The following is a 20,931-nucleotide window of genomic DNA, read 5'->3' as shown; positions in this document are numbered from 1 at the left end:
CGGGAGGATTGTGTATGTTGAATGATTTGGAGAGTAAATTACAGTCACTTTTAGAGCGAAATATTACGTCGGTTTCAGAATTAGAGAGCTGGCTTTCGGAGGAGCTGCGTTTAAACGCAGAAATAGAAGAAGAGTTAACGATCAATTTAATCGCTATGTATAGAGATACAAAAGATAGTAATATACGTGATATACATATGTATAACCAAAATGAAATTCAGCCACTTTTAAAAAGATACAATGCAAAATTTGACCAGAAATTTAGAGATTGTCCGTTTTCTGATTTATTAGATGAGCAGAAATATGGATTTATGAAAAAAGCAAGATTTGTGAAGAGTGAAATGTTTAATGAAAAGAACATAGCGCTTTCCGTTAAAGAGCAAGAACTTATTACGAAATATAGAGAAATAATGTCTAACATATCTATTAATTGGGAAGGCGAGCAAAAGACGTATGCATACGTAAAAGCAAGGATAGATAACCCAAATAGAGCTATTCGTGAAAAAGCTTGGTACGCTTTATGCGAAGCAAGAAGTATAGTAAAAATAGAAATAGATTGTATTATGAAGGAACTCGTACAATTGCGGAATCAGATGGCTTTAAATGCAGGGTTTAATAATTATAGTGAGTATGCCTTTAAACAAAAAAATAGAGATTACAGTATTGAAGATTGTTATAAGTTTCATGAGTCGATAGAAAAGTGTGTTGTACCAATTTGGAAACAGTTAGGAAGTCTTTTTAAAAAGAATCTTGATGTAAAAACGTATCGTCCTTGGGATCTTGCTCCTTGTAATTTGCAAAAATCCTCATTTGAAAATTACATTGATTTATTGGATGGGGTTGAAGAAATGTTTCGGAAGACAGATTCATGTTTTCATGAGGAATTTACTCATATAAGGGAAGCGGGATTAATTGACGTACAAGAACGGAAAAATAAAGCATCAGGAGCTGCTTGCTTTACCTTACCTCATAGTAAAGACGTTTTTATTTATTCTAATTTTAGTCCTTCATTTTATGCAATTCATGCATTAATACATGAATTGGGGCATGCATTACATTTTTATAAACAATTTAACAATGAAAGTAGTATGCAGGAAAGATACCTTCGTGAAGAGGTGGCGGAACTTTATTCCCTTAGCCTGGAGTTATTATTAATGGATAAGCTTACTATTTTTTATACGCAAGAGGATGATTATAAAGAAGTACAGCGAGTTCAATTATATCGTACTTTATCGTTATTAATATCGTCAGTTTCAGGAGATGTATTCCAGCACTGGCTTTATACAAATCCAAATCATTCACCAGAAGAGCGAAATGAGAAATATATTGAACTATGTAAAAGGTATCAATATTCATCAGTTGATATTGCAGGAGTAGAGAATGAAATTGGTTCTAGTTGGTTCGAGTCATTTCACTTTGTTCAGTTTCCTTTTTATAAAATTGAATATGCAATTGCGCAAATAGGAGCGATTCAATTGTTTCAAATTTATCGAGAGAATCCGGAACAAGCGATTACTTTCTTTAAAGAGGGAGCGAGTTCAGATTGGAATTTATCTATACAGGAAATATATAAAAATACAGGTGTTGCGTTTGACTTTTCGGAAGAAAGGATACAAAGTACTGCAAGGGCTATTTTAGATTTGATTAACAAATTAAAATAAGGATAGCGTTAGCTATCCTTATAATTGTTTATTCGTAAGATTTTTTCTTGTTTATATAAAATGTGATTATCGCAGTAATGAAGAAAATAGGTATCGCATACACTTGCCCAACAAATAACTTCCAGCCGACATAATTGTATCCTTCAGATGCTGGTATGATAACGGAAATAACGCAAACGATAAAATAGACTAATAGTGCAGGGATAATATTTTTCATTTTTACGAACCTCCTTTTTAACTTTATTCGTACATCATAATATTACAATTTATTTTTTATTATTTTGAAGAAAAAAAGAAAAATTTTTATGGTATTATAATATTTACATTGAGAGTGATCCATAGTACTTATATGGTAAAATGTGTAATTAAAACTTTCAGAATTATTATATAGTATTTCGAGAGAAAAATGTACAAAATAATGGATTTTATTTATTGAAGTTAAGGGAGTAGAAATATATATGAAAAGGCTATGTATAATTCCATGCGGAAAAAAGAAAATTTGGGATAAGCATTCAAACTACGGACCGATGGAAGCAAAAGATGTATATATTAGTCCGTTCGGAAAAGCATGTCAGGCGTACGCATCCATGTTTTTCGAAAACTGGGTTATATTATCAGCGAAACATGGATTTTTAAGGCCAAATGATATTGTATTAAAAAACTATGATCTTGCATTTGATTCAAAAAGCGATGAGGTAATAAGTATAGAGAAATTACAAAAACAGATGGTAGATAAAAGTTTACTACAGTTTGACGAAATCGTCTTACTAGCAGGGAAGAAGCATAAAAAAGTAGTGACAAAGTTATATCCAGAAGAAATGATTACATATCCGCTAGAGGGGTGTAAAGGAATTGGGTATATGTTGCAGAGGTTAAAAGAGGCAGTGAAGGAGGAGGCGGAAATATAGGTATAGTTTCGGTCACCATGATCTTAAACTTTATTTAGGGAACTAAAAGTAAAATAGAGTTTTTAAGCATCGCCAAAAAGGTGATGCTTTTTTGTTCGTGTTACCATTCAAGTTAATACAATTTAGAGAATAAAGAATCCGATTTGTGAAGTGACATCTCTTTTTTTAATCGAAAACGAATTGCCTTCACTTTTAGAAAATGTATGACGTATTGGTGCAGTTAAGATTGTAAGTGGGAATAGCAATGAGACAAGTTTTGAATAGGATATTAAGAAAGGAGATGTTGATGAATAATGGCCAGATATAGTTTGCACGGAGGACACAATAGTATTGTTCAAGGTGCTAATTTTGGGAATCGGAGAGAACACGTTCTGGATAGGCAAGTTAAAGATGCTGTGGCGGCTAAGTTAAGAGCCTTGGGACACACGGTTTATGACGATACGGACGAGGTAGGGACAACTCAATCACAAAATTTAATTAATATTATTCGTAAAAGCAATTCCCATGCTGTGGATTTAGTTATTTCTTTTCATCTTAATGCGAGCAATGGAAATGGACAGGGTGTTGAGGTTCTGTATTATGATCAGAAAGACTTGGCGGCTAAAATCTCAGCTCAACTAGCAAAAGATATTGGATGGCGTAATCGAGGTGCGAAACAGCGTACAGATTTAGCGGTATTAAATGGGACGAAAGCACCTGCTATTCTTATAGAATTGGGGTTTATTGACAATGAATCCGACATGGCAAAATGGAATGTTGATAAAATCGCTAATTCTATTGTATTTGCTCTTACAGGACAAACTGGAGGAGGTGCAGTGGATTTGCTCAAAGTAAAAACTGGCGGTGTAGCATTTAGTAATTTACAAGCTTTGGCTCAAGCGATGGTTGATGTGGGTATTGATGGACAAATTGTCGTTCAGAAAGATGGCATTGGTTATGCTATAACGAATGGTTACCCGGCTGGAAATATCGATAAATTTACAGCTTGGTTAGATTCACGTAAGTGGTACTATGAGTATGTGAGATAAGACTAATTTTTATGTAATCTTCTAACTCTACTTATGTTATGGAGAAAATAGACTAATATACAAGCCTTTGTATACTTTCAAACATAGAATATGATGAATTCTATTTAGGAGGAAGTATATTCATGGGGAATACTTGTCATTGTGCGCATTCCCGAAATTGCAATAAATTTTGGGATGATTTAATGTTTGGGAGATGTAGATGTAAACGCAGAGATTTTCACGAATGTTGTTGCAAAGAGAAACCGAAATGTGAGTGTGAAAAATGTCATTGTAAAACAAAACCGAAATGCCATTGTAGGGATGAAGAGGAAGGGGATTAATAATAAAAAAGAGTACGATACTGAACTGCACCCCAATTGTTAGACACAGTCTAACAATTGGAGGTGCAGTTCATACGTACTCTTTTTTTGGGGGGAATTATAATCCATCTTGAACAGATTTCTTTACAATTACCCATGTGTCTTTCTTTTTAACCGTTATAGCTACATTAGTTCCATTAGATTCCTTATAAAAGATATATCCATTGTTTGAGTTTACATATGTTACTGGTTCGCCTATGCAATCTCGCGAGCAGGATTTGTTGACCAGTTCAATTAGGGATAGTTCGCTTGGATCGGTTTTACTTGCTTCTATAACAGCATCAAGGCTTGTTTTTCGATAACCTTGCAAGTTTATATGAAAAAGCTGCTCTATTTCTCCTGTAATGCTAGTATTCATTACTTCTACTGAATTCTTTTTTTCTTGAAGGAATCCGTTTTCATAAAGTAATTTTGTATATCCAATCCATGCTATTAATACTAGCATGAAAAACATACCCGTTAGTTTAAGTATTCGAAGTCGTTTGCTTATAATTGTTTCTGAGTATTTCATTCAGTCTAATCCTCCAATGTTTTTAATTTAAAATATGCTTGGATACGTATTTTTAGAAGAGGATGAGGGTGAATGAGTTTTCAATAAAAAAGAAAACATCTAGAGTTAGATGTTTTCTTTTTTGTATTTTTCGCTATCTGTTAGTTACATGTTTCATAAGTGGTCTTATTTCTTTAACCGGTGGTTTCTTATCATAGGCATCAACGTAAGAAAAGTAGTAGTTTAAGTTTCTTAGAAGACCTTTTCCTATTTTTGCACTTAAGAAAGGAAATACTTGTCCGGTATAATCATCGAGAGATTTACAGTAATATTTTTCGTCTAAATATATGCTGTATTTACATGTTAGTTCTACTAAAGAATTACCTTCATCATCAAATACTTCTTTAGAATCAATAATATCTATTAGTGCAAATTTTTCATTTAGGTAAACTTTCTTTTTTTTCTCGTGTTTATTTGTGAGTATAAAAACGAGACCAATGGCGTTAATCAAACTATTTCCTCCTATAAAAAACGGATATTAATAAAATATATCGATATAAGCTAAATGTAAAGAGGAGAGGTGAAATATCATGGATAAAAATAAGTCGATTTATGTTGGGAAATCGACTTATTTTTATCCAGTATTAATGAGTAGTAACCTACTCTGATTAAAGTTTCACTTTATTGAAATACTTGTGGGAATTGTTTTACGATTGCGTTTGTTATCATGTCGGCCATTTCTAATGCTTCTTTTTCAATTTTATCGTAAAGTTTTACTCCTGCTTCATAATCTTTGTTTAGGAAGGCAAGTGCTTCTGCTTTCGTTAGTGCTAAATGTTCATAAAACATTTTTCTAAATTCTTCTTTATCTATATATGGGTTGATACTGTTAAGAAATTGAGTAATTTCATCACCATTAGCGTACCATTTTTTCTCTATAGCGGCCGCTGCATTTTGATCACCAGCTTTTGCGGCTTTAACAAGATCCGCTGCAATTACTAAGTGATCTTTAATTAATGCACTATATTTTTTCACTGCATCCTCACCGTAAAATGGTTCAAGTGATAGACCCATATGTGTTGCGTTTTGTAGAAGCCGTCCAACAGTAACGTTAACATCTGGTAAATTAAATACAATACTTATAATAGCCAATCTCGTCCAAGCGACGTGTTGTTCCCATAAAGAACGCATATACCCTTTTAAAAAATTCTCGTTTTTACTAATTCGGTAGTTACGTACGGATAAATCATAGTTTACATAAGGGTTATGGTAGGGGGAGTAATACGATTGCCAATAAGAATACATAAATAGTAACACTCCTTTGAACATGTATAACTCAAAGTATGATAAATATTTATTTTTAGTTACGTGTCCTAGATTATTTTTAGGGAATTTGAAATGGAGAAATTCAACGAATGATGTTGTGGCATATATGAATAAAATGAATATAAAGTAAAAGAGGGTCTGCAAGGGAAGTTGCAGACCCTCAAAAGGGTATTGCCGAGATGTCGGACTCGACTACGTAATGTTATCATAAAATTCTTTTGAAAAAACCTGGTAAATGTGTCCAAATGAAATTGGTACCGTCATAAAGTCAAAGGGACCTGCTTCCCGCGGCAGGCCCCATTAACTAGATAATGTCGATGAGCAAAAACTCATCTGGAGTACTTTTATAGTAACAAGTAAAATGTGTTTTGTGTATTGAGAAAGAAGAATTGCATAATTATATGTGAACAATTTAAATCCCAACAATTTATGATTATCATTAATTGTTGGGATTTAAATATAGTTATAAAATGGAGAAAAGACTTGGAAGTGGGATTGAAGTGCACAGAAGTATGTAATCATGAAAAAGACCTGCTAATATAAGCAGGTCAACTTAAGGGATTTATCCAACAGATTATTATATATGGTAACAACTGAATTGTAGTAAGTCTATACGTTTAATATTGAGAAAACTTCTGTGAATGATACATTTTTTGCGCATATATTAACGTCTAAAAAGTTGAGAAAGAAAATGTAAAAGCTTTTTATAAGAGAGTAATGGCTGGTACTTATAGTATGATTCATATTTCCACGCTTCATTATTTGAGAATTGGAGTTGGTTCGATACCGTTTTCTGTTTGATGGAACTAATATTACGGTGCTTCATATAGTAACCCCCTGAATTCATATGTATAAGATTAGTAGTATTCAAGGAGAATTAATAAAATGTGTATTTATTTTGAAATTCGTTATAATTGCTAATCATTCTCAAAAACGTAAAGAAGCATAAAATAATGAAAAAGCAGGCTGTTAGTCATGTATTCATCACTTTCATGATGCATAAGAGATGATATAATAGGAGTAGATGAAAGATAAAGAAAAGCAGGTGACTCTTTTTTGTTTACTAAAGCACAAGAACTTTTAGCGTCCTACTTTGGTTATTCTTCGTTTCGAAGAGGACAAGATGAAACAATTAAAAATGTACTAGATGGGAAAGATACAGTTTGTATTATGCCAACGGGTGGCGGTAAGTCAATTTGTTATCAAATTCCGGCATTAGTATTTGAAGGAACGACGTTGGTTATATCTCCTTTAATATCACTTATGAAGGATCAAGTAGATACATTGGTACAGAATGGCATTTCAGCTACATATATTAATAGTTCTATTTCTATTGCTGAAGCAAATCAGCGAATTCAATTAGCGAAACAAGGACATTACAAATTACTTTATGTCGCGCCTGAGCGTCTTGATTCGATGGAGTTTGTTGACCAACTTATCGATATGAAAATCCCTATGATTGCGATTGATGAAGCACACTGTATTTCACAGTGGGGACATGATTTCCGTCCAAGTTATTTACATATACATCGCATATTAGATTATCTTCCAGAAAAGCCGCTCGTATTAGCATTAACAGCAACAGCAACACCGCAAGTACGTGATGATATTTGTAATACACTTGAAATTAATAAAGAAAATACAATTATGACAACGTTTGAGCGTGAGAACTTATCGTTTTCTGTCATTAAAGGGCAAGATCGAAATGCATATTTGGCGGATTATATTCGTCAAAATCAAAAGGAATCTGGGATTATATATGCAGCTACTAGAAAAGTAGTCGATCAGTTATATGAAGATTTAATGAAGGCAGGAGTTTCTGTATCAAAATATCACGCTGGTATGAGTGATAGTGATCGAAATGAGCAACAAGAACTCTTTTTACGAGATGAAGTAAGTGTAATGGTAGCAACATCTGCATTCGGGATGGGTATTGATAAATCGAATATTCGTTACGTAATTCATTATCAGCTTCCAAAAAATATGGAAAGTTACTATCAAGAAGCAGGACGTGCTGGTCGTGACGGATTAGATAGTACATGTATATTGTTATATTCTTCTCAAGATGTACAAGTACAGCGTTTTTTAATTGATCAATCAACTGGAGAATCACGTTTTTCAAATGAACTTGAAAAATTGCAAAATATGACCGATTACTGTCATACAGAACAATGTTTACAATCATTCATTTTGCAATACTTTGGAGAAGAACCGAAAGAAGATTGTGGACGCTGTGGTAATTGTACAGACAATCGCGAGAGCATCGATGTGACAAGGGAATCACAAATGGTTTTATCATGCATGATTAGAACGAACCAACGCTTTGGAAAGCAAATGATAGCGCAAGTATTAACTGGGTCGAAGAATAAGAAAGTTATTGAATTTAATTTTCATACTTTACCAACGTATGGGCTTTTATCGAACCGTAGTGTAAAAGAGGTCAGTGAGTTTATTGAGTTTTTAATTTCAGACGAGTTAATTGCAGTTGAACATGGCACTTATCCGACGTTAAAAGTAACTGAAAAAGGGAAAGAAGTATTACTTGGTAAAGAGAATGTTTTACGAAAAGAACGAGTAGAGACAAGACAAATTGTTCAAGACCATCCTTTATTTGAAGTGCTTCGTGAAGTACGTAAAGAAATTGCACAAGGAGAAGGTGTACCTCCGTTCGTTATTTTCTCTGACCAAACATTGAAAGATATGTGCGTGAAAATGCCGCAAAGTGATTCCGAATTGTTGACGGTAAAAGGTATCGGAGAACACAAACTTGTGAAATATGGCTCGCACTTCTTACAAGCAGTTCAGCATTTTATTGAAGAAAATCCAAATTATGCTGAAACGATTAAGACAGAAGTAGTTTCAGAGCGTAAAAAGTCAGGAAAAGCGTCCGCAAATTCTCATTTAGAAACGTATGAAATGTATAAACAAGGTATTGATTTGAATGAGATTGCAAAAGAACGCAACTTATCAAGACAAACAATCGAAAACCATTTAATTCGCTGCTACGAGGATGGAATGGAAGTAGAGTGGCAAAGTTTTGTTCCATCAGAGTATGAATCTCTTATTGAAACTGCCGTTCAAAATGCAGAGGGTGGTCTGAAATCTATTAAAGAACAGCTTCCGAATGAAGTGAGTTACTTTATGATTCGTGCTTATTTACAAATAAGAAAGTAGAGACATATAAAGGGGATAAGAATTTATGTATCATGTTTTCGTTTATGGCACGTTAAGAAGAGGACAAACGAATGCTCATTATATGCTAGGTGCAACATGCATTGCCGACAGAGCTTGGACATATGGAAAATTATTTGATACGAACGAAGGATATCCGGCCATGACTTATTCGATTGAAGAAAAGGTGTATGGAGAAGTTTATGTAGTAAATGATGAGATATTGTGTAAGTTAGATGAACTAGAAGAATATACAGGTAATGCGGAGACTGATTTATATGATCGAATCACGCAAACAGTACATGTTGCTGATAGGAAAATAGAGGCATATGTGTATATCGCTCAAGATAAAAAGATGTTAAAGAAAGTGATAGAATCTGGTGACTGGCTTATGTATCAAAAAATATAATAAGGTAGTTTTAAAAATTGGAAAGCAGATAATGACGAATTCATTATCTGCTTTTTATTGTGTGAATAATTGTCGTTCTCTTTTTATTCTTATAGTTCTTAGTACGGTTCCAATTCCGAGAAATAAAACAGTAGCAGCGACCCCGCTAGTAGGATTTAACCAAAAATCACTACTGTTTGTAAGAGTAATAATCCCTGTTATTGTAACTAAAACAGTAGGAACAGCATCCTCGATCGCATGCATGATAACACATGGCCAGACGGATTTTGTAAGTCTATATATTTCAACATACATAATTGACCAACAAACCATAAGGATACAGCCAGATAGAAGCATATTTAATCTTGAGATAGATTCAAAATATTCATTTGAAGAGCCTCCTTTACTTTTATTTATCCTACTATTTATGGGCAGTAAAACGCCCATTGATTAAATTCTTTAATTTTTACAATGTTTTTTAATAGATAAATTAAATAGGAGACAAATAGAAAGTAGTATCTTTTGCATGCATCATTATACTATATGTGTATTTGTGTGATTTAGATGTTGCATATTCTTTTTAAATTAGAAAGATGAAAAGTAAGTTTTTTCGGAAAATTTAAATGGAAACTATTGACTTTATGATTGGATTTTTAATACAATGATAATTCGACTGAAAAATTAGAACGGACAGGAGGGAATCGTCGAAATGAGCAACATATTTGAAGATGAGTTACAAAAAATGAAGGATACTTTACATACGATGGATGAGCAATTGGATAGGCTTGAAAAAATCCCGGTTTATTATGGAGAAGATTTTAAAGAGCAAATTCTTGAAAGTATGAGAGAGTCTAATAGACAAAATTTACGTATTGGTGTGCAAGAGCCGTACTTTGGAAGGTTAGATTTTCAGGAAGATGGTAAAGAAGCAGTTATGCCGATTTATATTGGAAAAGTAGGGGTTTCGGATATGGACACGATGAAACCAATCATTATTGATTGGAGAGCACCTGTCGCAAGTATGTTTTATTCTTTTACCGGTGGAGAAGAATTAGCATTTTATCAATCACCAGATGGGTTAGTAGAAGGTGATGTGTATTTAAAACGAAACATTTCTATTCGAAAAAGAGAACTTGAACGTGTTGTTGATACATATGTAAAAGGAAATGAAGATGTATCGCATGCCGATGATTTTCTTCTATATCGATTAGGTGAGAATAAAGATAATAAGCTAAAGGATATTGTTTCAACGATTCAATCGGAACAAAATGATATTATTCGAGCGGAAAGAAATTTACCATTACTTATTCAAGGGGTTGCAGGGAGCGGAAAGACAACAATCGCTTTACATCGCCTTGCTTTTTTGATTTATGAATATCGTGAGCAGCTAGAAGCTGAGAGAATGATCGTATTTGCGCCGAATAGTCTGTTTTTAGACTATATTTCGAGTGTACTTCCTGAATTAGGTGTAGGGAATATTAGTCAAACAACGTTTTCGGATTGGGCATTACGTACGTTAGATGATTCAGTGAAACTAAAGCAGACAGAAGAAAAATTGAAAGAAGCATTTTCAATTAATCGTGATGAAAAGAAGGTAATGCTAGGTAAATTAAAGGGTACGTTGGAATTTAAGACGTTTATTGAAGAGAGAATGATCCAATTTGAAAATGAGTTAGTTCCGACAAAAGATTTTGAGGCGTGGGATAGAGCGATTATTCCAGTAGAAGATGTTAAAAAATGGATGCAAGTTGAATATAAACATTATCCTTTACAGAAAAGAAGAGAACGATTAGTAGGACGAATGAAGCGCTGGATTGAAATTGAACTTAAAAAATTCGGGGAAACAAACGAGAAAAAATTACTTAAAAAAGAAGCGACTAAGAGACTGAACGCATATATGAAGTTTTGGCCGAAAATGAGTGCTCTTTCACTGTATAGTTCAATAGTAAAAAGTAAAGAAATACTTGAGGTATTACCTGAAGAACTTGTTAAAGAAACAGAAAAGAGTTGTCGTAAAAAAGAAGTGTGTGTAGAAGATTTACCAGCTTTAATATACATACATCATCGTATAACAGGGATCGAAATCGGGCAGAAGTTTCATCACGTTGTTATTGATGAAGCGCAAGATTTTTCGCCTTTCCAAGTTTATGTATTAAAAGAAATTACATTAGGTAATTCTTTCACTATATTAGGTGATTTATCGCAAGCGATTTATGATTACCAAGGAATTGAAGATTGGAATGCTTTTAAGGAAGTATTCCAAGAAACCGGTTATTATGAATTGACAAGAAGTTATCGTTCTACAAAAGAAATTATTGAATTTGCAAATGAAATAATTAAAAATGCAGAAATCCCAGTAGGACTCGCAACACCAGTCTTCCGCAGTGGAGAAGATGTGAAAGTAATTCATGCAGAAAATCAATTTACTGAAATTGTGAAGACGGTAAAACATTTGCAAAATGCAGATGTGAAAACAATTGCGGTAATCGGAAGAACAGAAGATGAATGTCGTGATATATATATGAAATTAACAAATGCAGGATTAATGGTAAACGTAATTGAAGCAAACCAAAGTAAATATGAAGGTGGTATATCAGTAGTACCTGTCTATTTAGCGAAAGGTTTAGAATTTGATGCGGTGCTTTTAATTGATGTGGATGAAGAACACTACAAAAACACAAAACATGATGCAAAGTTACTATATGTCGGATGTACGAGATCACTTCATGACTTATGGATTTTCCATAGTGGGGAAGCGTCACCTTTAATTAAAGGATTAAAATAAAGTAAAACTATAATCAGTGGGGAGTTTTACTGCAAGCTAATGTGGGATAAATATAAAAAGAGGATTTTCTAGTACAGTATGAAGATCCTCTTTTTTATATTGAAATGGTAGACGAATTAATGACTTGAGCTGTTGTTTAAATGATATACGATGCTATTTTCTAATTTCTTAGTTTGTTCTTTTTCCCATGTACGAACAGCATCTACTGGAGTTTGTGTATGTTTTAACCAATCTAGAATAAGGTGTAGTTGTTCTTGTATTTGCCCAATGTTTTGCTCCTTTATGTTCTTATTCTGAATTCTATTAATTAATTGCAGCATATAGGGAAGTTTTTCTATACATTCGCCTAAATCCCCGCAATAACCTGACGGTAATTCATGTGTACCAAAATCTAAAGTATTGATGTAATTAGAAACTAGGTATATCATGGCTTCTTGTTCGGTATCACCACCTAATTCAATCGCTTTTCGAAGGGATTTTTCTAAATCGTCTTCTTTATTGCTAGAGTCCATATAAATTCCTATCCATCTAAAAGGTCTTGAATCAAATGGGGTGTTTTCTGTCCATCTATATAGAATGTCAATTAGAAAACTATTTAGTGAGAAAGTTAACACCTCATCTTTTTCGTTTGATGCATCTAAAATAGTAAACAGTGAAATGGCAAACTCCTCTTGATCTTTTGATTCCCATTTCTTTGCATTTGTAATAAATGTCTCTAAATGTTTATAAGCTAATTTTCGAAGTCCCGCTTCGCGATGCTGACAGTAACAAATAAAATCATGCCAATGCTCAGTTGTATTCATATGTATAATAATAGTTTGTAATGCAGTGAGAGGTTTATCCATTATAAGTCCCCAATCTATTAAGCACGTGTTGAAAATTTAGTGTTATTATATCATTACATAAATTAAAAAGGGAGAGTTACTATGATTACAAAAGTAATTACGAAAAGTAATTGGGAAATCGCAAAAATAATTGGAGAAATTAATGAAGCTTCCCTTATAGAAGAGGGATTTATTCATTGTTCATTAGTAGATCAAGCTTTAAAAGTTGCAGAAAAATATTTCAAGCATGAAGAAGATGTTTTATTACTTACAATTGATCCAGCTCTATTAAAAGCAGAAGTAAAATATGAACTTGCTTCTAACGGTCAAGAATATCCGCATGTTTACGGAGTAATTAATGTTGAGGCGATTGTAGAGGTTGTTCCATTTTCTAAAGAAAAAGGGGAATTTATATTACTTAAATCAGTTCGACTTTAGTAATAGGCGATGGAGTTCGCTATATATAGCTAATGAATCCTATTGAAAAACGAGATTTTTTTGTTTATCAGTAGGATTTTGAATTTTATTCGAACGGACTTAAAAAGAGCACATTTGAATTGTGCTCTTTAAGAGAAAAGTGAATTAGGGTTTTTAACTTCTAGATAATGTATGAGTGATTCATCATAATGTGACGATGAATCACAAAAGAGCAGTTAGAGTGGGAAGAATTTAAGGTGGATTTTATTGGTCACGGGATCCAATCGATTGGTAATGTAGCGGTTCTAACAGGACTCATTATTGACTTTGAAGATGAAACGTAAAAAAGTTATTATGTTTATCTGAATATTGAAGGAATACAAGAATTTTATTTATTTAATTTTTAGAAAAAATAGACTACAACATTAATAAATGGTATAATTTCCTTGTTATTGGAATTAAAAAGAAAATATTTGAAGAAAAAGGATAGGGTTGGTTTTAATGGGGGATTCTGATCACAAAGAAACAAAGGCAATATTAAAGTTATGGTTTATTTATATACCACTTGCATTTGGAGAATTTGTCTTTTCGAATATCATAGATTATTTAAAAAAATAAAGATTTTGCATTTGAAAAACAATTAACCTAATTTAATTGTTTTTTTATTTTTCTCTAATAAACCAAACAAAAATAAAGATTTTGAACAAGATGAAGTTTATGAAGGAAGTAACGTTGATTAGGTGCTGAAAACGGTGTGAAATCAACAGCCGATAAAGAATAAAACAGGAATCATTCAACCATGGTAATTTAGTAGTTAAGGTTGCTACCTTTTAGTGTGCTATAGATATATATAACTTAGCTAAAAAAGCACAAATCATATAATTTGCGCTTTTCATTATCTGTTTTTGGTAAAAAATTATAGTTTTTGTCACATTAATACTGTACGATACATAGTATAAAATACATACTGTATGACATATAGTAATGGAAATGAGGTGAGTAAATGGATACTTTATTAAACTCGTTAATTACTGAGTTAAGAAGAGGGACATTAACGTTAGCCGTTTTAAGTCAATTAAGAACGCCGCAGTACGGATATTCACTTGTCCAGTTATTGGAGCAATCAGGGATTACAATTGATCAAAGTACTTTATATCCGCTACTTCGCCGATTAGAAAAGCAGGAATTAGTGACGAGTAGTTGGGATAAAACGGAGAGTAGACCTCGTAAGTATTATGTTTTAAGTGATTATGGATTAGAAATATTTTTGCAGTTGAAAAAAGAATGGATAAAGGATTCGAAAGAACTTTATAACTTATTAAAGGAGGAGGAAGAGAATGAATTTAATTGATCTCTATATCCAAGAGGTTGCGAAGAGATTACCTGAAAAAAATAGTGAAGATATTACACTTGAACTAAGGTCAACTATAGAGGATATGTTACCTGAAGATTATAGTGAGGAAGATGTAAAGAGCGTTCTCAAAAAATTGGGGAGTCCGGTTTCATTGGCTAATGGTTATTTGGATAGACCGATGCATTTAATTGGACCACGTTATTTTGATGTATATACAACGTTGTTAAAAATGATTATACCAATCGCAGCTGTCATTGCACTCATATCAATGGTTGCAGAAAATTTTATAGGCTATAGTGGTGATCAAGCGGTATTAAATGTTATTTTGCAATTGATAGGTAAAGGCATTGGGGAAATTTTTGAAGTGGGCCTCCATGTATTTTTCTGGTTGACACTTGTGTTTGTTATTTTAGAAAGAACAGATAAAGACAAAGGTATCGAGCCGTTGACGACAAGTTTAAAAAAATGGACACCAGATGATTTGAAAAACATCTCGTATATCCCAAAGAAAAAAGCAATCTCGAAGTTTGAAGTTTTTGCAGGTTTAATGTGGACAGCAGTTTGGGCTACACTTTACTTTTATGCGAATCATCTTGTTGGCGTATATAACGGTACGGCAAATGGACTGAAGTTTGTTTCGCCAACTTTTAATCAAGATGTTTTATTGCAGTACTGGCCAATCGTTGTAATTATGATCGTTTTTGAAATATGTATATCCCTTTATAAATTAGTGCAGGGACAATGGACTCAAAGATTGGCGATTGGGAATGCTATTCTTCAAATAGCTGGGACGATAGTATTCATTGTAATTGTAGTAAATCCACATGTATTTAACGCAGGGTTTATTACGTATTTGGCAAATGCATTTACTATTTCCCCAGAGGGATTTAAAACGTGGTTAGTTGGCGGTGGAATTGTAATTTACACATTATCTGCTGCAATAAATATATTTGATGGTTTCCGAAAAGCTAGTATTCGTATGTAGATAAAAATCGGAAATTTCGATAAAATAAAACTATTAAAAAGATAGTGAAATAAGATGAACATGATGAAAGGAAGAAAACAATGATAAGGGAAGCAAAGAAAAGAGATTTAGCATACATTTTAGATATTTATAACGATGCGATACTTTATACAACAGCTGTATATGCGTATAAACCTGTAACCCTTGAAAATAGAATAGATTGGTATGAACAAAAAAAGGCTGAAGGGTATCCAATTTTCGTATGTGAATTAGATAATAAAGTAGTAGGATTTGCGACATTCGGCCCATTTAGAGCGTGGCCTGCTTATAAATATTCAGTTGAACATTCTGTGTATGTAGATAAGGCATATAGAAAAAATGGCATTGGGTCTTCATTAATGAAAGAATTAATCAAAATTGCAAAGGAAAGAGAGTATATGACCTTAATTGCTGGAATTGATGCAGAGAATGAGAAAAGTATTGCCTTGCATCAAAACTATGGATTTATTCATGCAGGAACAATAAAAAAAGCTGGTTATAAGTTTAATAAATGGCTAGATTTAGCTTTTTATCAGCTGGAACTTAACGGTCCTGAAAATCCTATAGAAGAATAAATATTTTTCGGTAGCAAGAAAAAATTCATGCTACCTTTTTCTTATTTTAATAGCTGATATGAGCTGCCGAAAAGTTTTTTTATATTCGATATTGAATTTATTGGTATAATAGGAATGTTTAACGAATTTCCGCTTCTTTATGTGATGGGGGGAAAAGCTTTACCGAATCGACGTGAAAATAAAGAGGTAGATGAAGCTTTTGCAGCAGTTTTAAAGTACATATACAAAGAATATAGTGAAAGCATGCTAGGAGTGAGCGATTGAAAAGAAACTTAAAGACTTCAACAATCATTATTTTAATTTTAACGATTATTGCTCTTGAAGTTGGAATCGCACTATATGATCACAATTTGTCATTAGATACAATTTACTTTGCAGCGATCCTTATTTGTATTGTATTGCTTTTTGGCACACGTGTTTCTGAAGAGAAAGAAAGTACATCGAAACGAGGACGAAGAAAAATAGCTGTTATATTTTGGCCATCTATTTTATTGTCTATCGCTTGTTTTGCAGTTATAAGTTACATAAGGGTAGGCTATGTCTCTGTACCAGGGATAATTGGCTTTTCATGCTTTGTTACATATGGTGGACTCGTTTTGATTAGTATTTTAAAGGGGAAAAATAAAATGTAGCTTACTAAGTTGAAAGGAAGCAATGTATATGAAACATATAGAGAACGGTACACGTATTGAAGGAGAATACATTAAAAATAAAGTTATTCAATATAATATGTCCATCTTAACAGATGAAGTAAAACAGCCGATGGAAGAAGTAAGCCTCGTAGTAAAAAATGAAGAAGGAAAAATATTTGGTGGTGTAACAGGTACGATGTATTTTTATCATCTTCATATCGACTTTTTATGGGTTGATAAATCAGTTCGTCATGACGGTTATGGTAGCCAACTTTTACATAAAATTGAAGAAATTGCGAAGGAAAAAGAGTGCAGATTAATATTGCTAGATTCATTTAGTTTTCAAGCGCCAGAATTTTATAAAAAGCACGGTTACAGGGAGTATGGTGTCGTTGAAGATCATCCGAAAGGTCATAGTCAGCACTTTTTTGAAAAGAGATTATAATAGTATTATGTATACTGGTTGATGGGAGAAAGCATATGTACACGTATAAATTGCAACAAGAACAACCAATCTGTGCAGAAAAAATAAAGAAGCTTTATGATTCTGTCGGTTGGTGGCCAGAAAGAAAAGAAGTCGATATTGAAAAAATGTTAAAGAATAGTATAGCCATTGGAGTATGGGAAGAAAATGAATTAGTTGGATTTGCTAGAGTCGTTTCTGATGGTGTTTTTCGAGCATACATTGAAGATGTTGTCGTACATGAGAGTGTAAGAAATAAAGGTATTGGAGAGAAAATGCTTACAATATTACTTCGAGAAATATCTCATATTGATATTGTTAGTCTATTTTGCGGTGAGAAGCTAATAAAGTTTTACGGTGAGCAGCAATTTCAAGCAACGAAGCAAATTGTGATGCATCGTAATCAAACAGGGAAAGAATAAGAGGTGCCAATTAAAATGAATGCAACAAGAGCGTACTGTTTATCGAAAAGAAAAGCGACAGAAGATTCTCCAGATGGCTGGAGTGCAACATGTATGAGGCTTAATAATAAAATATTTGCGATAGTAAATCATGAAGAAGGCGAAAAAGCTGCGATTACATTGAAGTGTGATCCAGAAGTCGCATTAAGAATAAGAGAAGATTATCCAGAAACAATTATTCCAGGGTATCATATGAATAAAAAACATTGGAATACCGTTTATATTCATAAGGGTATAGAGCAGGAGCAAATTAATAAAATGATTGATTGGTCGTATGATCTAGTACTACAATCATTTTCAAAGAAAAAGCAGCAGGAGTTAATGGATTAATATGTATTAGGAGTGTGTGTAATGAAAGATTCGATTAAAGATACGTATGATAAATTAGCGAGTACATATAAAGAAAATCTAGATTTTGCAAATCCATATAACAGTTATTATGAAAGACCGGCGATGATGGAGCTTATTCCAAGGGAACTAGAAGGAAAAAAGATATTAGATGCTGGATGTGCAGCTGGATGGTATACTTCTCAATTCATAGGAAGAGGAGCAAATGTTACAGCAATTGATGTAAGTCCTGAAATGGTAAAAGCAGCAAAAGAAAATATAGGAGAAGAAGCAATGTTCCTTTGTCATGATCTGCAAGAAACATTGCCATTTGAAGATAATACGTATGATGTGATTGTAAGTTCGTTAACTCTTCATTACTTAGAAAATTGGAATCAAGTATTTCAAGAATTTCGTCGTGTATTGAAGCCAGGTGGGGAACTTATTTATTCTATTCATCATCCTTTTATGGATTTCACAAAGTTTCCATGTGAAAATTATTTTGAAAAACAGTTATTAATAGATACTTGGGTTAAACCGAATATTACTATTGAAGTCAAGTTTTTTAGAAGATCATTACAAGACATACTAAATGAAACTACAAATTATTTTGTATTAGAAGAGATAGTAGAACCGAAGGCAATTGAAAAAATGAAAGAAGTAGACGAAAAATCATATTATTATCTAAATACGAATCCACATTTTCTTATCATTAAAGCAACTAATAAATAGCTAGTAAAATAACTTTGTTTTACTAGCTATTTACAGTTTTACATTACATATTAGGGGACTTTAAAATGAATACGAAACGAAATAGAGTAGTATATGCACTATTTACTATAGTTATTATTATTTTAGGTCTTAGCTCAAGAAAGTTTGCTTTTGCACTACCACATCTATTAAATGATTATTTAGGTGATGCTTTATGGGTATTAATGATTTTTACTGGCTTTGGATTTTTGTTTCCTAAAACAGAGACGAAGAAGTTGGCTTTTATTAGTTTAATGTTTTGCTATGGGATTGAAGTGAGCCAATTGTATCATGCAAATTGGATAGACAGCATTCGTGCAACGACTTTAGGTGGACTTGTGTTGGGATATGGTTTTTTGTGGAGTGATTTAGTGGCATATACAATTGGTGTTGGAGTGGGAATACTGTGTGAGGTTATTTTTCGGAAGAAATAAGAATTGCAAAAGGGGTATTTGTAAATGGAACAAGCACTGGAAATTGCAAAGTTTTGGTTTCAAAATGAACATGTCACAGCTACTGTAATGCAACCAAAAGTAGCGAAGGTTTTATGCAAGAATAAAGAGTACATTTTAAAGAGAACGGGATCGATAAAGCAACTTCTAGTTGAATTCGATGTTTTGAAGCAACTGTATGAAAAGGGAATTAAAGTACAGAAAGTAGTAAAGACAGAAAATGATGAACAATATGTATTATATAAAGAAAAATATTATTGCTTATATGAGTATGTTGCCGGAAGTGTTTTAGAAATAAAAGATACGAATAAGCTGGAAAGGCTAGCAAGTACAATTGGAGAAGAAATAGCTAATCTGCACAAAGCATTACATTCGGTGAATAGTGACCATGAGTTAATAAAAAGAGATTTATATAAGATAGTATTTGAATGGGCTATACCGATTTTAGAAAAGAACGAGCATGCTCATCGAGAGGTAATTCAAAAGATGGAGCGAATGCACACAGCTTTCAAGGAAACGGTCCATCCATTACCGAGACAAATTATTCATCGTGATATGCATCTATCAAATGTAATCTTTAAAGATGATAAACTGGAAGGGTTTATAGATTTCGAGATTTTAGAAAATAATGTAAAAATATTTGATTTATGTTATTGCTGTACAAGTGTATTAAGCGAGCTATTTAGTGATGAAAGATTAAGAGAAAAATGGTTACATATCGTTAGCAAAGTCTTTGAAGGTTATTATAAACAAAATGATTTAACGAAAGAAGAACTAAAAGCTATTTGGTATGTTATGCTTTCAATTCAAATTATCTTTATTGCTTATTTTGTCCAGTTACCAGATTTATTAAAGTTAAATGAAGAAATGTTCTTCTGGATTTTTGCTAAGAAGGAAGATATTGAAGAAATTATAGAAGGTATCGTAAAGGTATGAAAAAAATAATATTAATTGGTTCTGGTGGTTCAGGAAAATCTACATTAGCAAGGCAGTTAGGGAATAAATTAAATATTAAGGTGCATCATCTTGATGCATTATTTTGGAACCCGAATTGGGAAGGTGTTCCGAGAGAAGAACAAATAACAGTTCAAAATAACTTAATTAAAGATGAGAAATGGATTATTGATGGGAATTATGGCGGGACGATGGGTATAAGACTGAATGCAGCTGATACAATTATCTTCCTTGATATTCATAGAACAATTTGTGTTTATAGGGCTTTTAAAAGAATTGTAAAATACCGAAATAAAACAAGACCAGATATGGGCGCGGGATGTGAAGAAAGATTTGATTTGCAATTTTTTAAATGGATATGGGAATATCCTAATGCTAAACGACCTACAATTTTAAAAGGGTTAGAGCAATTTCCCGAAGAGAAAAAGGTTATTGTTTTAAAATCTCCAAATGAGGTTCGGAAATTTTTAGAGCACATATAATAATAGAATGTAACAAAACAATTCTTTGTAGATCTTACCGATTAGTTTAATAAAACTAATCGTTTTTTATTATGAAAAATTTAACGCATTTTGAAAATTGTATTTTGTAATGAGTATATGA

The 20,931-nt window shown here is 32.8% G+C and carries 26 protein-coding genes and 1 pseudogene; 20 read left to right on the top strand and 7 right to left on the bottom strand.

Annotated features, from left to right (window positions below; translation table 11 throughout):
* The first annotated feature begins 14 nt into the window (after window positions 1–14).
* Window positions 15–1,661 carry a M3 family oligoendopeptidase gene (locus ACO6VI_RS18540; protein WP_098033224.1) on the top strand — a complete coding sequence of 549 codons (1,647 nt, stop codon included), beginning with the start codon at window positions 15–17 and terminating at the stop codon, window positions 1,659–1,661.
* 28 nt (window positions 1,662–1,689) lie between these two features.
* Here the strand turns inward: ACO6VI_RS18540 and ACO6VI_RS18535 are convergent, their stop codons facing one another.
* Window positions 1,690–1,878 (bottom strand): DUF4017 family protein, encoded by a 189-nt coding sequence (locus ACO6VI_RS18535; protein WP_000789485.1) that lies wholly within the window; start codon window positions 1,876–1,878, stop codon window positions 1,690–1,692.
* A 241-nt stretch (window positions 1,879–2,119) separates the two neighbouring features.
* Between ACO6VI_RS18535 and ACO6VI_RS18530 the strand changes: the two genes are divergently transcribed.
* The 3 genes from ACO6VI_RS18530 to ACO6VI_RS18520 all read left to right on the top strand — a co-directional run bounded on the left by ACO6VI_RS18530 (window position 2,120) and on the right by ACO6VI_RS18520 (window position 3,960).
* Window positions 2,120–2,569 (top strand): DUF6884 domain-containing protein, encoded by a 450-nt coding sequence (locus ACO6VI_RS18530; protein ID WP_000824876.1) that lies wholly within the window; start codon window positions 2,120–2,122, stop codon window positions 2,567–2,569.
* Between the two features lie 293 nt (window positions 2,570–2,862).
* On the top strand, window positions 2,863–3,597 hold the full coding sequence (locus ACO6VI_RS18525) for an N-acetylmuramoyl-L-alanine amidase (RefSeq protein ID WP_063547543.1): 735 nt from the start codon (window positions 2,863–2,865) through the stop codon (window positions 3,595–3,597).
* Window positions 3,598–3,783: 186 nt separating this feature from the next.
* Window positions 3,784–3,960 (top strand): hypothetical protein, encoded by a 177-nt coding sequence (locus tag ACO6VI_RS18520; RefSeq protein ID WP_176510579.1) that lies wholly within the window; start codon window positions 3,784–3,786, stop codon window positions 3,958–3,960.
* A 54-nt stretch (window positions 3,961–4,014) separates the two neighbouring features.
* Here ACO6VI_RS18520 and ACO6VI_RS18515 read toward each other — a convergent pair whose 3' ends face one another.
* The 4 genes from ACO6VI_RS18515 to ACO6VI_RS18500 form a co-directional block, all read right to left on the bottom strand.
* Window positions 4,015–4,467: a hypothetical protein gene (locus ACO6VI_RS18515; RefSeq protein ID WP_000877567.1), complete on the bottom strand. Its 453-nt coding sequence runs from the start codon at window positions 4,465–4,467 to the stop codon at window positions 4,015–4,017.
* A 133-nt stretch (window positions 4,468–4,600) separates the two neighbouring features.
* Window positions 4,601–4,957, bottom strand: coding sequence for a hypothetical protein (locus ACO6VI_RS18510; RefSeq protein WP_023522187.1), 357 nt, complete (start codon window positions 4,955–4,957; stop codon window positions 4,601–4,603).
* 170 nt (window positions 4,958–5,127) lie between these two features.
* Window positions 5,128–5,751 carry a hypothetical protein gene (locus ACO6VI_RS18505; protein WP_000287723.1) on the bottom strand — a complete coding sequence of 208 codons (624 nt, stop codon included), beginning with the start codon at window positions 5,749–5,751 and terminating at the stop codon, window positions 5,128–5,130.
* Between the two features lie 685 nt (window positions 5,752–6,436).
* On the bottom strand, window positions 6,437–6,598 hold the full coding sequence (locus tag ACO6VI_RS18500; protein ID WP_000682734.1) for a hypothetical protein: 162 nt from the start codon (window positions 6,596–6,598) through the stop codon (window positions 6,437–6,439).
* 230 nt (window positions 6,599–6,828) lie between these two features.
* Between ACO6VI_RS18500 and recQ the strand changes: the two genes are divergently transcribed.
* Both recQ and ACO6VI_RS18490 read left to right on the top strand, forming a co-directional pair.
* Window positions 6,829–8,946 carry a DNA helicase RecQ gene (recQ, locus tag ACO6VI_RS18495; RefSeq protein WP_000494263.1) on the top strand — a complete coding sequence of 706 codons (2,118 nt, stop codon included), beginning with the start codon at window positions 6,829–6,831 and terminating at the stop codon, window positions 8,944–8,946.
* Between the two features lie 25 nt (window positions 8,947–8,971).
* Entirely contained in the window at window positions 8,972–9,352 is a 381-nt protein-coding gene (locus ACO6VI_RS18490; RefSeq protein ID WP_078993758.1) for a gamma-glutamylcyclotransferase family protein, read from the top strand.
* A 54-nt stretch (window positions 9,353–9,406) separates the two neighbouring features.
* Here ACO6VI_RS18490 and ACO6VI_RS18485 read toward each other — a convergent pair.
* Window positions 9,407–9,721 (bottom strand): annotated as a pseudogene (locus tag ACO6VI_RS18485) (CPBP family intramembrane glutamate endopeptidase); the annotation flags it as partial.
* A 319-nt stretch (window positions 9,722–10,040) separates the two neighbouring features.
* On the opposite strand from ACO6VI_RS18485, the gene ACO6VI_RS18480 reads away from it, so the two are divergent.
* Window positions 10,041–12,116 carry a HelD family protein gene (locus ACO6VI_RS18480; RefSeq protein WP_161519854.1) on the top strand — a complete coding sequence of 692 codons (2,076 nt, stop codon included), beginning with the start codon at window positions 10,041–10,043 and terminating at the stop codon, window positions 12,114–12,116.
* 116 nt (window positions 12,117–12,232) lie between these two features.
* On the opposite strand, the gene ACO6VI_RS18475 is transcribed toward ACO6VI_RS18480, so the two are convergent.
* On the bottom strand, window positions 12,233–12,961 hold the full coding sequence (locus ACO6VI_RS18475; protein WP_098377108.1) for a hypothetical protein: 729 nt from the start codon (window positions 12,959–12,961) through the stop codon (window positions 12,233–12,235).
* A gap of 81 nt (window positions 12,962–13,042) precedes the next feature.
* Here ACO6VI_RS18475 and ACO6VI_RS18470 point away from each other — a divergent pair, with 81 nt between their 5' ends.
* The 13 genes from ACO6VI_RS18470 to ACO6VI_RS18410 all read left to right on the top strand — a co-directional run bounded on the left by ACO6VI_RS18470 (window position 13,043) and on the right by ACO6VI_RS18410 (window position 20,810).
* Window positions 13,043–13,378 (top strand): DUF952 domain-containing protein, encoded by a 336-nt coding sequence (locus ACO6VI_RS18470; RefSeq protein ID WP_016122662.1) that lies wholly within the window; start codon window positions 13,043–13,045, stop codon window positions 13,376–13,378.
* Between the two features lie 982 nt (window positions 13,379–14,360).
* A complete protein-coding gene (locus tag ACO6VI_RS18465) occupies window positions 14,361–14,708 on the top strand; it encodes a PadR family transcriptional regulator (protein ID WP_063547529.1) in 348 nt (115 codons plus the stop codon).
* Window positions 14,695–15,696: an HAAS signaling domain-containing protein gene (locus ACO6VI_RS18460; RefSeq protein WP_065483996.1), complete on the top strand. Its 1,002-nt coding sequence runs from the start codon at window positions 14,695–14,697 to the stop codon at window positions 15,694–15,696. Before ACO6VI_RS18465 ends, ACO6VI_RS18460 begins: the two co-directional genes overlap by 14 nt.
* A gap of 80 nt (window positions 15,697–15,776) precedes the next feature.
* Entirely contained in the window at window positions 15,777–16,289 is a 513-nt protein-coding gene (locus tag ACO6VI_RS18455) for a GNAT family N-acetyltransferase (RefSeq protein WP_097987248.1), read from the top strand.
* A 114-nt stretch (window positions 16,290–16,403) separates the two neighbouring features.
* Window positions 16,404–16,553 carry a hypothetical protein gene (locus tag ACO6VI_RS18450; RefSeq protein WP_176546605.1) on the top strand — a complete coding sequence of 50 codons (150 nt, stop codon included), beginning with the start codon at window positions 16,404–16,406 and terminating at the stop codon, window positions 16,551–16,553.
* The gene (locus ACO6VI_RS18445) at window positions 16,550–16,921 is read left to right on the top strand and encodes a hypothetical protein (protein WP_065483991.1); all 372 of its coding nucleotides are present in this window, start codon (window positions 16,550–16,552) and stop codon (window positions 16,919–16,921) included. The genes ACO6VI_RS18450 and ACO6VI_RS18445 overlap by 4 nt, the downstream gene beginning before the upstream one ends.
* A 28-nt stretch (window positions 16,922–16,949) precedes the next feature.
* Complete coding sequence (locus ACO6VI_RS18440) at window positions 16,950–17,366, top strand: GNAT family N-acetyltransferase (RefSeq protein WP_000680416.1); 417 nt, start codon at window positions 16,950–16,952, stop codon at window positions 17,364–17,366.
* A gap of 35 nt (window positions 17,367–17,401) precedes the next feature.
* Window positions 17,402–17,806 carry a GNAT family N-acetyltransferase gene (locus ACO6VI_RS18435; RefSeq protein WP_017656469.1) on the top strand — a complete coding sequence of 135 codons (405 nt, stop codon included), beginning with the start codon at window positions 17,402–17,404 and terminating at the stop codon, window positions 17,804–17,806.
* A 15-nt stretch (window positions 17,807–17,821) separates the two neighbouring features.
* Window positions 17,822–18,175, top strand: a complete 354-nt coding sequence (locus tag ACO6VI_RS18430; protein WP_000994622.1) for an MmcQ/YjbR family DNA-binding protein — start codon at window positions 17,822–17,824, stop codon at window positions 18,173–18,175.
* A gap of 21 nt (window positions 18,176–18,196) precedes the next feature.
* On the top strand, window positions 18,197–18,904 hold the full coding sequence (locus ACO6VI_RS18425; protein ID WP_161519855.1) for a class I SAM-dependent methyltransferase: 708 nt from the start codon (window positions 18,197–18,199) through the stop codon (window positions 18,902–18,904).
* 65 nt (window positions 18,905–18,969) lie between these two features.
* Complete coding sequence (locus tag ACO6VI_RS18420; RefSeq protein WP_161519856.1) at window positions 18,970–19,356, top strand: DUF2809 domain-containing protein; 387 nt, start codon at window positions 18,970–18,972, stop codon at window positions 19,354–19,356.
* Between the two features lie 24 nt (window positions 19,357–19,380).
* Window positions 19,381–20,310, top strand: a complete 930-nt coding sequence (locus ACO6VI_RS18415) for a phosphotransferase enzyme family protein (RefSeq protein WP_086388224.1) — start codon at window positions 19,381–19,383, stop codon at window positions 20,308–20,310.
* Window positions 20,307–20,810: a DNA topology modulation protein gene (locus ACO6VI_RS18410; RefSeq protein WP_422423796.1), complete on the top strand. Its 504-nt coding sequence runs from the start codon at window positions 20,307–20,309 to the stop codon at window positions 20,808–20,810. The genes ACO6VI_RS18415 and ACO6VI_RS18410 overlap by 4 nt, the downstream gene beginning before the upstream one ends.
* The last annotated feature ends 121 nt before the right edge of the window (window positions 20,811–20,931 follow it).

This window comes from Bacillus sp. PSXD-155, from assembly GCF_049310765.1.
In the GTDB taxonomy this organism is placed as follows: domain Bacteria; phylum Bacillota; class Bacilli; order Bacillales; family Bacillaceae_G; genus Bacillus_A; species Bacillus_A cereus.
This window is presented reverse-complemented; position numbering and strand designations above follow the sequence as displayed.